This window comes from Aeromonas sp. EERV15 (genome assembly GCF_900079845.1).
GTDB lineage: Bacteria > Pseudomonadota > Gammaproteobacteria > Enterobacterales > Aeromonadaceae > Aeromonas > Aeromonas sobria.
In genome coordinates this window covers 28,496-42,584 of sequence record NZ_FKKY02000016.1, presented here as the reverse complement: position 1 = coordinate 42,584, position 14,089 = coordinate 28,496, and the positions used below count along the sequence as shown (strand labels likewise).

Genomic DNA, 14,089 nt, shown 5'->3' with positions numbered 1-14,089 from the left:
GCTAGATCCCCCCCTTGAGCGAAGTGAAATCGATGCGACTGTCGGTCAGCAGTCCGCGCAGCAGGCCAGAGAGATCCATCAGCATGAGAGAGGTGAAACCTTTGAACGAGACGAGAGCGGGATAGTAACCTGCCAAGCGCGAAGTGGCCCTGATTTGGATCAGGGCCACTTCGCTTCATATTGTTGATTTACCTATTATCTTGACAGAAATGGCGATGAGTCAATCGATGATCCTGTTTGGCGCCCGGCTAGCACTGTCACTAACCGTCACCTCCCCGGAAAAACCGGGCATCGCCACACTGCATCCGCTATCGGGTGGTGATGACTCAGACGCGGGGCTTTTCGCGCTTGGGTAGCAACAGGTTCATCAAGATAGCAGTGATACCACCGGTGGCGACGCCGTAGGAGAGCACGCTCTTGACGAGTTCCGGCATATGTTGCAAGACCTCGGGTACCTGGGCGACGCCCAGCCCCATCGCAATCGAGACTGCCAGGATCATCAGGGCGCGTCTATCCAGCTCCTCGCGGGAAATAATGCGGACACCCGCGGCAGCAATGGTGCCGAACATCACTATGGTGGCCCCTCCCAGCACGGGTTCCGGGATCTGTTGTACCAGGCTGGCGACCGCGGGGAACAGGCCGAGTAGCGCCAGCATGCCGGCGATAAAGAGGCCGACATAGCGGCTGGCCACCCCGGTCAGCTGGATGACGCCATTATTCTGGCTGAAGGTAGACATGGGGAAGGTAGAGAAGAGCGCCGCCATGATCGAGTTGCAACCATCAGCCAGCACCCCCCCTTTAATCCGTTTCATATAGATCTTGCCGCTGACCGGTTCGCCAGACACATCCGACGTGGCGGTCATATCACCAATCGCTTCCAGTGCGGTTACCACAAAGATGATGGCCAGTGGCACAAACAGCTGCCAGTCAAAGCCCAGGCCATAACGCAAGGGGATAGGCACCATCACCATGGGGCCGTCAAAGGTTGGTGGTGTCACCTTGCCCAGCAGCAGCGCCACGGCATAGCCGGTCAGCATGGCGATCATGATGGCCGAGAGGCGCAGCCAGGGGTTGCGGCTGCGTTGCAGCAGCACGATAAGACCGAGCACCAGCAGGGAAAGCAACAGGTTGCTGTGGCTGGCAAAGCTGCCATCCGCAAGGGCACCGTAGCCACCGCCCATGCTGATCAGACCCACCTTGATCAGGGTCAGGCCGATCAGCAACACCACTATGCCGGTCACCAGCGGAGTGATCACCTTTTGTACCAGATGCAGAAAGCGGCTCAGGATCACCATGGTGAGTGCCGCCACCATCATGGTGCCGAACAGGGTGCCGAGCATATCTTCCGTCGGCATGGCGGCTTGCTGCAGCGCGAGGCCCGAGGCGATGATAGGGCCGAGGAAGTTGAAGCTGGTGCCCTGTACCGATAACAGACCGGAACCGATAGGGCCGAAGCGGCGGGTCTGGATGAAGGAGGCGATACCGGACATGACCAGTGACATGGAGACGATATAACGGGTGTCGGCAGCAGGGAGCCCGAGGGCATTGGCGATGATGAGAGTAGGAGTGATGATGGCGACAAACATGGCGAGCATATGCTGCAGGGCGGCGAACAGGGTCTGGGGCAGCGGAGGGACATCATCTATGCCGTAGACCAGTTCGCTGTGCGCTCGTCGGGGTGGATGTGCCTCAGGGGTGATGGGGGCGGCGGCAGCCTGTTCCATAAGTACCTCGAATGGTGTGGGGAGGGGGAGAAAATTGGGCGCTATTGTAGAGATTGAAATGGTGCTGACCAGCGCTAATTATGCGGAAAAAGGTTTATTTTTCGATGCATTGAAACGTTTGCGCGCTGCGGTTATCATCTGTCGGTTTGTGTGACCCTCATCACTGTTTAATTTTCCCTTGCCCCCCCCTGACTCGGTGTAGAATGAGCCCTCTTTAGTTATGTGGAGCATCCAGATGCTGAAATTGGCGGAGTTCTGGAGTGCCAAGGCTCACTCCGAAGATTTTACCCGTACCCGCATGGGGTTTATGACAGTGCGCTTGCGCCTGCTCACCTGCCTGCTGATGGCGGGCTTGCCGGTGTGGGCCGTGATAGATTGGGCTACCTTGCCTGCGGGTCATTTCGAGCAACTGTTTCAGGCTAGGATCTTCTGCACTCTGGCGCTCTCACCCCTGATCCCGCTCTCCTATCTCATCCACTTTCGTCGGGAGCGGATGAAGCTGGCCCTTGGTTATCTGATGGCGGTGATGATGCTCTTCTCGCTCTTTTGCCTCCATAGCTTTGGTACAGAACAAGAGCTGCAAGCGGGCTATGTCGCCTTTCCCTATCTGCTGATCACCCTGTTTGCCATCTTTCCTATTCCTCTCTCCCTCGGGTTACAACTGGCGGGGGTGGTGCTGCTGACCATGCTGCTGGGCCACTGGCTGCTGGTGGGCCAGACCATCTGGAGTCAGGCCACCCTGAATCAGGTGTGGGTGCTTGGCATGTTCACCCTGGCCAGCTGCTGGGTGCAGTGTGGTCAGCTCAACATGTTGCTGCGGCTCTATCGGGAATCGACCACCGACGAGCTGACCGGCATGATGAATCGCCGCTTGTTGATGAAAGAGCTGGAGCAAGCCCGTGTCAGGCTGTTATCCAAGAAGAGATCGTTTGCTGTGTTGCTGCTGGATCTGGACCGTTTCAAGCGGATCAATGACATCTATGGTCATCTGGCGGGGGATGCGGTGCTCAAAGACGTCGCTGCGACCTTGAATGAACAACTGGACTCAGGGATGGTGTTGGGGCGTTATGGGGGAGAAGAGTTTGCCATTTTGATCCACAACTGTGCTGACCCGGCGCAGGCGAGCAAAATGGCCGAGCGGTTGCGCATTGCGGTCGAGGCGCGGCTGGTGAAGAGCCCCACCGCTGATGAGTTGCTGGAGGTGACGGTGAGTATCGGGATTGCCATGGCGCGCCCCGATGACACCATTGATCTCCTCATCAACCGTGCCGACGAGTGTCTCTATCAGGCCAAGATGGCGGGCCGGAACTGCGTGGTGGTTGAGCATCAGCCGAGCGTAAAAACAGATGCCGCCTGAGGGCGGCATCTTGTTGGCGACGGGTCGAACTTAGCTCAGCCGGTACTTGCCGGAGAGCTGCTGGGCCAGCAGCTTGAACATGTTGAATACCGCCATGGTCTTGCCGGTCGGGGTGCCATCTTCGGCCAGGAAGAACTCCCCTTTGAATACCAGAATGTCGCTCTTTTGTTCCACCGAATCGGCACGCATGCCGTGGATGAAATCCTCGTGGTTCTTGATGATGGTATTGGCCATCTCCAGCAAGGCACTCTCGGTGATCAGCTCTTTTTCGGGTTGCATGCTCGTCTCCTTAAACGACTACGAGGCAGCGGCGTTGCTGCATATGGCGGCGCCCTGCCTCTGAATTGAGAGGCGACTAGCATACTGCAAACGGGTTTTTACTGTCATTGATATGACCCCGATCCGTGCTGTTTATCCTATCACCAGGTTTTTGAGCCAGCGCCGCTGGCGAATGCGGCGTTGCACCAGCAGCACCTTGCTCAACTCTTCCAGCAACACCACTGCCACCACCCAGGAGAGGGGCCAGCCGAGCACACTGACGGCCACCCAGGCGAGCGGGATGCCGATGCACCACATGCTGACGATATCGATAAAGATGCTGTAGTTCACATCGCCGCCAGAGCGCAGCACGCCGATGATCCCCACCATATTGAATACCTTGAGCAGCATCCCCAGACACATGATGCCGAGCACCTGACCCGCCTCGGTCATCAGCTCGGCGGGGAGGTTGCCGACCCACTGCAGCAGATTGGCTTGCAGCAACCAGACCGCGATCCCTACCAGCAGCGCACCAATCGGCGCCAGCAGCAGGAACAGCTGGGAGTGTTGCCAGGCGATGTCGTACTCCTCGGCCCCGAGTCGGTGGCCGAGCAGGGTAGAGCAAGCCACTGCCAGCCCGAAGAAGAGGGAGATGAGGATGCTCTCCAGCGTGCCGAGGGTGGTCATGATGGCCAGCGAATCGGTCCCCAGATGGGCGTAGAGAAAGCCGTAAATTAGCATGCCAAAGGCCCAGAGCCCGTCGTGGAACAAGAGCGGCAGGGCGATCAGGGTGAAGCGCACCACCTCCTTGCGTTTGAAGGCGGCCAGCCAGTCTGGTGTGCGCGGGATCAGCCGCGACTCATAACGCTTCACGTAGATCAGCAGCAAGGCCGTTTGCAGCAGGCGTGAAATGGTCGTGCCCCAGGCCGACCCGGCCACCCCCATCGCCTCGAAGCCGAAGTGACCGAAGATGAGGGCGTAGTTAAGGATGACGTTTGCAATGATGGCGATAATGCCGATGCGGGTTGGGGCAGCGGCGTTGCCCACCGAGCGCAGCGCTGATTCCAAAGGCACCACGATGGCGGTACAGAGGATGGTGGCGCCGGTGATCATCAGGAATTGATCCGCCAGCAGGCGCAGCGCCGGATCCTGGCTGGCAAAGCCCAGCACGCTGCCCGGCGATAACACATAGAGAAAGGCAAACGGCAGGGTGACCAGCAGGGCCCCCACCAGCGCCAGCGCCAGGGATCGGCGCACACCGGCCAGCTCGCCGCGCCCGAAGTATTGCGCTGACAGTACCGAGACCCCGCCCGAGAGGCCCGCTATCACCAGCAGATTGAAGAAGAAGACCCGGTTACCCAAGCCGACCGCCGCCACCGCAGTGGTGCCAAGCTGGCTCACCATCATGATATCGATGAGGCCGAGCAGGGAGAACATCATGGACTGCAGCGAGACAGGCAGCGCCAGCCGCCACAGTCGGGTCATGAACTCGCGATCAGTGGTTTGTTTTAAAATCGCTTGCCAATAATTCATAGTTTTTAACCGGGGGTGAGAAAAGCAAGGTTTGTCAGGGGTATGATAGGTGGATATCGAGGTTTTCCCACTGTGGATACCTCTCGATTTTCTTGTGCAAAACTATCCTGTTGAGGTGTTATGCCATTTATCAGCGAGTGTCTGGAGATAGCCCCTGGCTGTGAAGAGCGGATGCTGGGGCGTGAAGGGCTGCCCCTGCTCGGTGAGGCGGGCATCTTTCTGACCGGCCTCTCCCGCGTGCGGGATCACTATGTGATCCGCCGCAATCGCCCCGAGTTTCACATCCTGATGGTGAGTCACGATGAGGGTGGGGTGCTGCTCACCGACGCGGGGGAGCAAGCCATTCCGGCCGGGTCGCTCATCTTTCTGCCTGCCGCACAGCCTGGTGGTCTCAAGCTGACGGGGAAAAGCTGGCAGATCAGCTGGATTTTGCTCGATGACGTGCCGCGCTGGCAGCACCTGCACCGGCTTGGCCATCGCATCTGGCAGGGCGATGGCGGCGATCAGCTCTACCATCTGCTCAGCCTGATGCAGGTAGAAGGTGTGCGCTCACCGTTGCAGCCTCAGTTGCTCAGCCTGCTACTGGCACTGCTGGAGCGCACCCTGCAAGGGGAGGTGCGGGGCACCCCGGAGCTCAGATTACAGGCGCTGTTTCGCCGGGTGGAGGCGCGTCTTGACGAACCCTGGAGTGTGGCCCTGCTGGCTGACCAGATGGCCTGTTCGGTGCCCCATCTGCATCGCCTTTGTCAGCAAGCATTTGGCATGGGGCCGATGGCGAGGGTGACCGAGCTCAGAATGAGCAAGGCGCGCCAGTTGCTGCTCTATACCAACTGGTCACTCGGTGAGCTGGCGATCCGGGTTGGTTACAGCGATGGGGCCAACTTTGCCAACCGCTTTCGGCGCCTGACAGGGCAGACGCCGGGTGCTTTTCGTCGACTGGGTCGCAAACCTTTTGCAACAGATGTGCAAACTCTTTGAAATTCATGGCGCAAGTCCCTAGGATCGGCGGGTTCCTGCGTCTCGCTAATCGTTTAGGTATCAAGATCCATGTTTGAAGATAATAAGAAACGTCCCCTCTACATTCCCTACGCCGGCCCCGCCCTGCTGGAGACCCCACTGCTCAACAAGGGCAGCGCTTTCACCAGTGAAGAGCGCGGCCACTTTAATCTCGAAGGGTTACTGCCGCAAAATATCGAGACCATCGAAGAGCAGGCCGAGCGCGCCTATCGCCAGTTCATGGCGTTTGGTAACGACATGGACAAGCACATCTATCTGCGCAACATTCAGGACACCAACGAGACGCTGTTCTACCGTCTGTTGCACAACCACCTGACCGAGATGTTGCCGATCATCTATACCCCGACTGTGGGCAAGGCGTGTGAAGAGTTCTCCAATATCTACCGCCGCGCCCGTGGCCTGTTTATCTCCTATCCGGATATGGATCGGATCGATGACATGCTGCAAAACGCCACCAAGCAGAACGTCAAAGTGATCGTGGTCACCGACGGCGAGCGGATCCTGGGTCTCGGCGATCAGGGTATCGGCGGCATGGGGATCCCCATCGGCAAGCTCTCCCTCTACACCGCCTGTGGCGGTATCTCGCCCGCCTACTGCCTGCCGGTGGTGCTGGATGCGGGCACCAACAACCAGCAACTGCTGAACGACCCCTTCTATATGGGCTGGCGCAATCCGCGCATCTCAGGTGAAGAGTATGCGGAGTTTGTCGATGCCTTCATTCAGGCGGTCAAGCGCCGCTGGCCCGATATCCTGCTGCAGTTCGAGGATTTCGCCCAGAACAACGCCATGCCGCTGCTCAACCGCTACAAGAACGAGCTTTGCTGCTTCAACGATGATATTCAGGGCACTGCCGCCGTGACCCTGGGTAGCCTGATAGCCGCCTGCAAGGCCTCCGGCGCCAAGCTCTCCGAGAAGCGGGTCGCTTTCCTCGGTGCGGGCAGCGCCGGTTGTGGGATTGCCGAGCAGATAGTGGCGCAGATGAAGGCCGAGGGGCTGACTGATGCACAGGCCCGTGGCCGGGTCTTTATGGTGGACCGTTTCGGTCTTATCACCGACAAGATCCCCAACCAGCTCGACTTTCAGCGTCGTCTCTCCCAGCCGGTGGAGCGTATTGCTGACTGGCCGGTGGGGGATAACATCTCCCTGCTGGAGGTGATGGAGCACGCTCATCCTGACATTTTGATCGGGGTATCCGGCCAGCCGGGGCTGTTTACCGAAGAGGTGGTCAAGACCATGCACAAACACTGTGCCCGTCCCATCATCTTCCCGCTCTCCAACCCCACCTCCCGGGTCGAGGCGACGCCTGCAGATTTGATCCGCTGGACCGACGGTCAGGCGCTGGTGGCCACCGGCAGCCCGTTCGCGCCGGTGGAGCACAAAGGTAAACGCTACGTCATCGCCCAGTGCAACAACTCCTTTATCTTCCCCGGGATCGGCTTGGGCGTTATCGCCTCCGGCGCCACCCGGGTGACCGATGCCATGCTGATGTCGGCCAGCCGTGCGCTGGCGGAGTGCTCGCCCTTGGTAAAAGGTGCTGAAGGCTCTCTGCTGCCGGATCTGGCGGATATTCACGAGGTCTCCCGCTACATCGCCAAGATGGTGGCCAAGACCGCCATGCTGCAGGGTAAAGCGGTGCAGACCCCGGATGAGGTGATCGATCAGGCCATCGAAGCCAACTTCTGGCATCCGGAGTATCGCCGCTACCGCCGCACCTCGTTCTAAGCTCGTTGGGCAGGGCAAACAGTGAGATGAAAAGAGGGAGGCTGATGCCTCCCTCTCTCTTTTATATAAGGTGGTGACGCTCAAGCCGCTCTTTCTGAACCTTGCTTGGTGCGGTCAAAAAAAGAGGCCCGTCGGGCCTCTGGTTGTACGCTGTTTTCAGCACAAGGTTATTGGGTCACTTGTTGGACACCGGTGACGCGCACTTCAACGCGGCGATCCGGCGCCAGGCAGGAGATCAGCTGAGCCTTGCCCTTGACGCTGTTGCACTGGGTGCCGGTGACAGGATTGGCTTCACCGCGACCTTCGATGGCAACTTTGCCAGCAGGCAGACCCTTGCCTACCAGGAAGTCGGCGACGGTACGAGCGCGCGCTTCGGAGAGTTTCTGGTTGTAGGCGTCAGAGCCGATGCGATCGGTGTAACCGACGACCACGGCGCTGCCATCTTTCGGCTGAACCTCAACGATCTGCTGATAGAGGGTGTTGAGCGCTGCGACACCTTCTGGCTTGAGGGTCGATTTGCCAAAGGCAAACAGCACATCAGAGCTCAGGGCGAAGTTTTTGTCGACCAGCACCGGCTCGGGAACCGGCTCAGGGGCGGGGGCGGCAACCGGTGCCACATAGGAGGTGCGGTTCGGGTGCAGCACCAGCTCCAGGGTAGCGATGCTCATGTCGCTCTCCCAGGTTTTCTGCTCGCTACCCAGATTCCACAGATAGCGGTAGCGGGCTTGCACATCGATAAGGTCAGAGACCTTGGCAGTCAGGCCGAGACCAGCCAGTGGCGCGGTGCCGTTGTCGCTGTTGCCATTGCCGTTGACGTGATTGAAGTAGGCACCACCTTCAGCAAACACCGAGAAAATATCATTCAGCGGCAGACGGGCGATGCCGGAGAGGGTTGCACCCTGGGTTTTGAAGTCGGTTCCGTCAACGCCAGCACTACCGGCGTAGAGGTAGCCCAGTTCAGCTGCATAGTAGTCGTTGAAGTTGTAGCCGCCGAACAGACTCAGTGCAGTGGCATCTTTATCGGTATCCAGACCCTTAACATCATCCAGATTGTGAGCATATGCCCAACCTGCACCGATACCGGTATACCAGTCATCAGCCGCCTGTGCCGTGGTGCCTGCGGCGGCCAGCGCCAGTGCAATCAGGGTAGGAGCCATTTTGAGTTTCATCGGTTTATCCTCGTTGTGTTAGCCCATGTCGGGCAATGCACTTGTTTTTATTGCTGCGAAAAATCGCCAGCAAAGTGGATAGCGAAGGCTTTTGGACTCTCATGATGCATTGGCGTCATGGACAACAGACGGACACGAAGCGCTTTTTAGTGCTTATCCAATACCTTACAGGCGCAACTACTTTATGCTTTTGGGCGTTAGCAGGCAAGTTAAGGGGACGATGTGACAGGCAAGCGGGGGAGGGGGAAATAGATATGCAAAAGGGGATGCGTTAGCATCCCCTTTTCGTAGCATTCAAGTCAGTTCAAATTACTTCTGAACTTCTTGTACGCCAGATACACGTACTTCTACGCGACGATCCGGAGCCAGGCAGGAGATCAGCTGGGCTTTAGCGGTAACGTTGTTGCACTTGGTGCCGGTTACCGGGTTAGCTTCGCCACGACCTTCGATAGCAACTTTGCTAGCGGCCATACCTTTGGTTACCAGGAAGTTGGCAACGGTGCGAGCACGGGCTTCAGACAACTTCTGGTTGTAAGCGTCGGAACCGATACGGTCGGTGTAACCAACAACAACAGCGTTGCCATCTTTCGGCTGGAATTCAACGATTTGCTGATACAGACCGTTCAGGGCTGCAACGCCTTCCGGCTTCAGAGTCTCTTTGCCGAAGGCAAACAGTACGTCAGAGTTCAGAGCAAAGCTCTTCTCAACCATCTGCGGAGCAGGGGCCGGAGCTTCTGCAACAACCGGAGCTGCTACCGGAGCAACGTAGGAAGTGCGGAACGGGTGGTATACCGCTTCCAGAGTAGCAACGCTCTGGTTGGACTTGTAACGGTCACCGTTGTCAGCGTGCAGGTCAGCAACGTCCCACATGTAACGGTAACGAGCTTGCAGATCCAGCGCGTCGTTGACTTTGTAAGTCACACCAGCACCAGCCAGCGGGGAAACTTTAGTGTCGCTTACACCCAGACCGTCGGTGTGAGCCCAGTAGGCGCCGCCTTCAGCAAACAGGGAGAAGTCGTTGCCAACTGGCAGACGAGCGATACCGGACAGGGTTGCACCCTGGTTTTCGTAGCGGTTGCCGTCGGTGTTGCCACGACCGGCATACTGGTAGCCCAGTTCGGTACCGAAGTTTTCGGTGAAGTTGTAACCAACAAAGGCGTTAGCTGCAGCAGCATCTTCTTCGCCTACGTTGGTGCTTTCGATCTTGTTCAGACCGTTGAAGTGAGCAGCACCAACACCGGCACCGAAGTAAATGTCGTCAGCAGCGTGAGCAGCGGTAGCACCCAGAGTAGCCATAGCGATGGCAATCAGGGAAGGAGCCATTTTCATCATAAAAAAATCCTCGTTGAGATCGCACGTTGTTCACGTGCTTCGCACTTTTTAATTTATGTAAACTGCAGCTCCGCCGTACTGCTGGCGTCGAGTCTGGCAGGTGACCCGGAGGTTCCGGGTTTGCACACTCTCCTGGTGTGTCTCGTGCACTGGTACGGTACGCAGAACGTAATAAACCGCTACTAGGCAGCTGGCGTCATTCCAATGACGAGGCGCACTCTATGCCGATTTGAAAACATGATCAAGCTCACAAATGAGCCTTATGGCAAATTGTGTCGTGTGGATAACTGGCTGTTTATCCAGATTAATTAGTGATCCAGATAGGCCCGGTGCAGTTTCTTTTCAAGCTTCATATAGGCCTGAACCCAGTCAGAATGCGGGTTGGCTGGATATTCTCTTGCCGTAAAGACCGCGAGGTAATCTGCCTCCATTGCACCCTGTAACAGGGGGGTGAAACCAGTCAAAAAATGGCGTGCCAGATAGGGGTCTAATGGCCAGATATTGAGGATGGCCCGCGCCACTGGCTGAACCGCAGCTGAACAGAGAAAATGGCGGTGTCCCGCTTCCAGCCAGATGGCCATCTCGGCCATGCCAGATTCGGGTACCAGGCCACCATCACCCGGGGTGGTGGCCAAGGTCATTGTTTGTCCATTGACGGTGATAATCTGGCCGTTGCTATGCAATTTTCCATCGTGGCTGCGCAGAGGCAACTCCTGGTGGTCCAGCTCTAAAAACAGGCTGCACTTGTCTGAGAGGGTCACCAAGACCTCGTTGGCCTGGCTGTGCAACAGGCCCGGGAGCCAGAATGCTTCGGCGCGATATTGTTCACTCTGATGGAGTTGTCGCTGAAGTTCTGCGGGGCTGGAAACGGGGTGCAGGCGAGAGATAATGCCGGGAAACGCCATACTTATTCCTCTTTATGGGTAGCCGGCAGATTATACGAGTTATTAGGGGGGCCACAATATGTGGTTTCTTTTCGAGACTGTTTACCTGAAGCGGCTGAGCGATTACCATCCGCGATGAAGACAAGGGTTGTCGCCGAAAGGCGCTCATAAAGATAGAGGCTCGACCATAACGAGTCCGCACAAAACTGATACACTTGACTACGAGTCGTCGCGAAAAATAAGGCGGAGTAAATCCGCCAAAAACGGAGTATGGAACATTATGAATTCAAATATCGTCACTGTTGGCAAGAAGATCCGTCAGATCCGTGAAGCGGTTGGTTTGAGCCGTCCGAAGTTTGCTGATTTGCTGGGTGTTCCCCCCACCACGCTGAAGAACTACGAGCTGGGTTATCGTGAAGTGGGTGGCGCCTTCCTGGTTGCCCTGGCTCACCACCCGGATCTGCACAAGTTCACCCTTTGGCTGCTGGCAGACAAAAAAGTCGCCGAAATTGGTCAGATTGGACCGGATGACCTCGCCAAGGCGTGATCATCAATGTGAATAGAAATGCCGCCTTCGGGCGGCATTTTTTTGCCTGTTAATCAGTATCCTGGCTCCTGCATTTTCGTTATCTGTGCTCTATATAGGGCTTTTGCTCAAAAAATCTTGGCAAACCACCATAAACCTCAGAAAATTCCTACCATCAAAACCCGGTTCATCTCGCATGATGCGAAATAAGTGAGACAAGCATGAGTCAAACACCTCCCAAGGCCCGCGACGGCTTTACCAGTAAATTCGGCGTCCTTGCCGCCACCCTTGGTTCAGCCGTCGGCCTCGGCAATATCTGGAAATTTCCCTACCTGACCGGTGAAAATGGTGGCGCCAGCTTTTTGCTGGTCTATGTGATCGCGACCCTGCTGGTCGGTTTGCCGGTGATGATCTCCGAGATCATGCTGGGCCGCAAAAGCAAAACTGACGCGGTGACTACCCTGAGCAAGCTGGCTCCCAAGGGCCAACCCTGGTGGCTGATTGCGGTGATGGGGGTGCTGGCTGCCTTCCTGATCATGTCTTTTTACTCGGAAGTCGCGGCCTGGGTGTTTGCCTACATCTTCAAGGCGATCGACGGCTCCATTCTCTCCACCGATCCCAAGGTCACCGGCGCGGCGTTTGGCGCGCTGATCAGCAACCCGTTGCAGAGCCTGCTGTGGCAGTGGCTGGTACTGGCCCTGATGGGCGGCATCTTGTTGATGGGGGTCTCCAAGGGGATCGAAGCGGTCACCAAGAAGCTGATGCCGGTGCTCTTTATCCTGTTGTTGATCATTGGTGTCCGCAGTTTGACCCTGCCGGGGGCGAGCGAAGGTCTCTCCTTCCTCTTCTCGCCAGATTTTTCCAAGATCACCGCAGGGGTGGTGTTGACCGCCATGGGGCTGGCCTTCTTCAAGCTCTCCATTGGCATGGGCTGCATGATGACTTACGGCAGCTACTTCCGTGATGACCAGAACATTCCGGTCACCGCCTTTCGGGTGATGTGCGCCGATTTGTTCGTCTCCATGCTGGCCGGTATCGCCATCTTCCCGGCGGTGTTTGCCTTCGGGTTCGAGCCGACCGCCGGTCCTTCGCTGCTGTTCATCACCATTCCGGCGGTGTTTGCCAGCATCCCGTTTGGCCATGTGTTCATGGTGCTGTTTTTCGTGCTGTCGGCCATCGCGGCCACCGGCGCCATGCTCTCCATTCTGGAAGTGCCGGTTTCGGTGCTCTCCGAGCGCTTCAAGATGAGTCGTCCCAAGGCGACTCTGATCAACCTGCTGGTGCTGGGGGCGGTCGGTTCCACCTGTGCGCTCTCCAATAACGTGCTGGCGGATGTGCAGATTGCGGGCAAGACCTTCTTCGATCTGTTCGACTACCTCTCCTCCAACATCCTGATGCCGCTGGGCGGTATCTTCCTCTGCCTGTTTGTGGGCTGGGTATGGGGCGAGGAGAAGATGCGCGATGCCCTGAGCAATGGCGGCGAGCTGGTTCTGCCAATCCTCAAGCCACTGTTCTTTATCATCCGTTACGTATCGCCGCTGCTGATCCTGATCGTGATGCTCAAAGGGCTGGGGCTGTTCTAAGCCTGCCGTATTGTCATAGCAAAAGAGCGCCGCAAGGCGCTCTTTTTGTTGGTGCGATTGGCGTGAGGATCACAGCAATCCGAGGCGGCCCAGTTCATCCTTGAGCTGATCGAGGTTGCGCTCGACACAGGCTTCCCCCTCGTTGATGGCGTCGCTGGCGCGATGAAAATCCATGATGGATAAACTGCCAAGGCGCGGGCAGAGCTGAATGTCTGGCGGGTCCCCGGCCATCCGGGCACGGGTGATCCGCTCCTGCATGATGTTGATGGCGCCGCTCATCACGCTCCACAGACCGGGCGTGGCGGGGGGAGTCTCCCCTCTATTGAGCCACTGACTGAGCAGGCCGCTGCTGCCCGGTTGATCCGGTTCATCGGTCCAGGGCTGGTGCATGTCAGTGTTGAGGTTGACCGCAATCACCACCTCGGCCCCCATGGCGCGGGCCAGCGAGATGGGCACCGGATTGACCACGGCGCCATCGACCAGCCAGCGGTCGTTGACCCGGGTCGGGGTGAGGATCCCCGGCATGCCGCAGGAGGCGCGCACCGACTGGCGCAGCGGGCCCTGTTGCAGCCAGATCTCGCGGCCGGTATCGAGTTCGGTAGCGACACAGGCGAAGGGGATGGGCAGGGACTCCAGCTCCGGGTTGCCCAGATGGTTGGCCGCAAGGCCAAACACCTTTTCACCGCGAAACAGGCCGCCAGAGAGGGCCGGGTCGAGCAGGCTGACCACCTGCAGGCGAGTAAAGCCGCGCACCCATGACTCCAGCCGATCCAGTTCTCCGGCGGCATACGCAGCACCAACAAAGCTGCCGATGGAGCAGCCAGCGATCAAGTCCGGTTTGATGCCGAGACGCTCAAGAGCGCGGATGACGCCGATGTGGGCCCATCCTCTGGCGGCACCGCTCCCGAGAGCGAGCCCTACGCGGGGTTTACGTGGCACGACTTTCCTCCAAAAAGGGTTGAAGCTATCAGCTTACGTCGAGAG

At 57.8% G+C, this 14,089-nt stretch carries 13 protein-coding genes; 5 read left to right on the top strand and 8 right to left on the bottom strand.

Features of this window, described 5'->3' with window-relative positions; genetic code table 11:
* Nucleotide 1 precedes the first annotated feature (1 nt).
* Both BN4575_RS22100 and BN4575_RS14610 read right to left on the bottom strand, forming a co-directional pair.
* Complete coding sequence (locus BN4575_RS22100; RefSeq protein WP_157830565.1) at nt 2-169, bottom strand: hypothetical protein; 168 nt, start codon at nt 167-169, stop codon at nt 2-4.
* Between the two features lie 157 nt (nt 170-326).
* Nucleotides 327-1,724, bottom strand: a complete 1,398-nt coding sequence (locus tag BN4575_RS14610; protein ID WP_068978727.1) for a nucleobase:cation symporter-2 family protein — start codon at nt 1,722-1,724, stop codon at nt 327-329.
* A gap of 235 nt (nt 1,725-1,959) precedes the next feature.
* On the opposite strand from BN4575_RS14610, the gene BN4575_RS14605 reads away from it, so the two are divergent.
* Complete coding sequence (locus BN4575_RS14605; protein WP_068978782.1) at nt 1,960-3,081, top strand: GGDEF domain-containing protein; 1,122 nt, start codon at nt 1,960-1,962, stop codon at nt 3,079-3,081.
* Nucleotides 3,082-3,111: 30 nt separating this feature from the next.
* Here the strand turns inward: BN4575_RS14605 and BN4575_RS14600 are convergent, their stop codons facing one another.
* Together BN4575_RS14600 and BN4575_RS14595 are read right to left on the bottom strand one after the other, a co-directional pair.
* The gene (locus tag BN4575_RS14600) at nt 3,112-3,360 is read right to left on the bottom strand and encodes a DUF2498 family protein (RefSeq protein WP_042020559.1); all 249 of its coding nucleotides are present in this window, start codon (nt 3,358-3,360) and stop codon (nt 3,112-3,114) included.
* 132 nt (nt 3,361-3,492) lie between these two features.
* A complete protein-coding gene (locus tag BN4575_RS14595; RefSeq protein WP_068978726.1) occupies nt 3,493-4,872 on the bottom strand; it encodes an MATE family efflux transporter in 1,380 nt (459 codons plus the stop codon).
* A gap of 120 nt (nt 4,873-4,992) precedes the next feature.
* On the opposite strand from BN4575_RS14595, the gene BN4575_RS14590 reads away from it, so the two are divergent.
* On the top strand, nt 4,993-5,850 hold the full coding sequence (locus BN4575_RS14590) for a helix-turn-helix transcriptional regulator (RefSeq protein WP_068978725.1): 858 nt from the start codon (nt 4,993-4,995) through the stop codon (nt 5,848-5,850).
* A 69-nt stretch (nt 5,851-5,919) separates the two neighbouring features.
* Nucleotides 5,920-7,611 (top strand): NAD-dependent malic enzyme, encoded by a 1,692-nt coding sequence (locus BN4575_RS14585; RefSeq protein ID WP_068978724.1) that lies wholly within the window; start codon nt 5,920-5,922, stop codon nt 7,609-7,611.
* A gap of 167 nt (nt 7,612-7,778) precedes the next feature.
* On the opposite strand, the gene ompA (BN4575_RS14580) is transcribed toward BN4575_RS14585, so the two are convergent.
* From ompA (BN4575_RS14580) to BN4575_RS14570, 3 genes are all read right to left on the bottom strand, one after another.
* Nucleotides 7,779-8,780, bottom strand: a complete 1,002-nt coding sequence (gene ompA / locus BN4575_RS14580) for a porin OmpA (protein ID WP_068978723.1) — start codon at nt 8,778-8,780, stop codon at nt 7,779-7,781.
* Nucleotides 8,781-9,089: 309 nt separating this feature from the next.
* Nucleotides 9,090-10,112, bottom strand: a complete 1,023-nt coding sequence (gene ompA / locus BN4575_RS14575) for a porin OmpA (protein ID WP_068978722.1) — start codon at nt 10,110-10,112, stop codon at nt 9,090-9,092.
* 308 nt (nt 10,113-10,420) lie between these two features.
* Nucleotides 10,421-11,017, bottom strand: coding sequence for a hypothetical protein (locus BN4575_RS14570; protein ID WP_068978721.1), 597 nt, complete (start codon nt 11,015-11,017; stop codon nt 10,421-10,423).
* 259 nt (nt 11,018-11,276) lie between these two features.
* On the opposite strand from BN4575_RS14570, the gene BN4575_RS14565 reads away from it, so the two are divergent.
* Both BN4575_RS14565 and BN4575_RS14560 read left to right on the top strand, forming a co-directional pair.
* Nucleotides 11,277-11,543, top strand: a complete 267-nt coding sequence (locus tag BN4575_RS14565) for a helix-turn-helix domain-containing protein (RefSeq protein ID WP_005338367.1) — start codon at nt 11,277-11,279, stop codon at nt 11,541-11,543.
* 200 nt (nt 11,544-11,743) lie between these two features.
* Nucleotides 11,744-13,105, top strand: a complete 1,362-nt coding sequence (locus BN4575_RS14560; protein WP_068978720.1) for a sodium-dependent transporter — start codon at nt 11,744-11,746, stop codon at nt 13,103-13,105.
* A gap of 69 nt (nt 13,106-13,174) precedes the next feature.
* Here BN4575_RS14560 and BN4575_RS14555 read toward each other — a convergent pair whose 3' ends face one another.
* Entirely contained in the window at nt 13,175-14,044 is an 870-nt protein-coding gene (locus BN4575_RS14555) for a patatin-like phospholipase family protein (RefSeq protein ID WP_068978719.1), read from the bottom strand.
* Nucleotides 14,045-14,089: the final 45 nt, after the last annotated feature.

Coding starts and splice junctions, on each gene's coding strand:
- BN4575_RS14570 (WP_068978721.1), bottom strand. CDS start 11,017: ATGGCGTTTCCCGGCATTATCTCTCGCCTGCACCCCGTTTCCAGCCCC.
- BN4575_RS14560 (WP_068978720.1), top strand. CDS start 11,744: ATGAGTCAAACACCTCCCAAGGCCCGCGACGGCTTTACCAGTAAATTC.
- ompA (WP_068978722.1), bottom strand. CDS start 10,112: ATGATGAAAATGGCTCCTTCCCTGATTGCCATCGCTATGGCTACTCTG.
- BN4575_RS14595 (WP_068978726.1), bottom strand. CDS start 4,872: ATGAATTATTGGCAAGCGATTTTAAAACAAACCACTGATCGCGAGTTC.
- BN4575_RS14585 (WP_068978724.1), top strand. CDS start 5,920: ATGTTTGAAGATAATAAGAAACGTCCCCTCTACATTCCCTACGCCGGC.
- BN4575_RS14610 (WP_068978727.1), bottom strand. CDS start 1,724: ATGGAACAGGCTGCCGCCGCCCCCATCACCCCTGAGGCACATCCACCC.
- BN4575_RS14565 (WP_005338367.1), top strand. CDS start 11,277: ATGAATTCAAATATCGTCACTGTTGGCAAGAAGATCCGTCAGATCCGT.
- BN4575_RS14590 (WP_068978725.1), top strand. CDS start 4,993: ATGCCATTTATCAGCGAGTGTCTGGAGATAGCCCCTGGCTGTGAAGAG.
- ompA (WP_068978723.1), bottom strand. CDS start 8,780: ATGAAACTCAAAATGGCTCCTACCCTGATTGCACTGGCGCTGGCCGCC.
- BN4575_RS14600 (WP_042020559.1), bottom strand. CDS start 3,360: ATGCAACCCGAAAAAGAGCTGATCACCGAGAGTGCCTTGCTGGAGATG.
- BN4575_RS14605 (WP_068978782.1), top strand. CDS start 1,960: ATGCTGAAATTGGCGGAGTTCTGGAGTGCCAAGGCTCACTCCGAAGAT.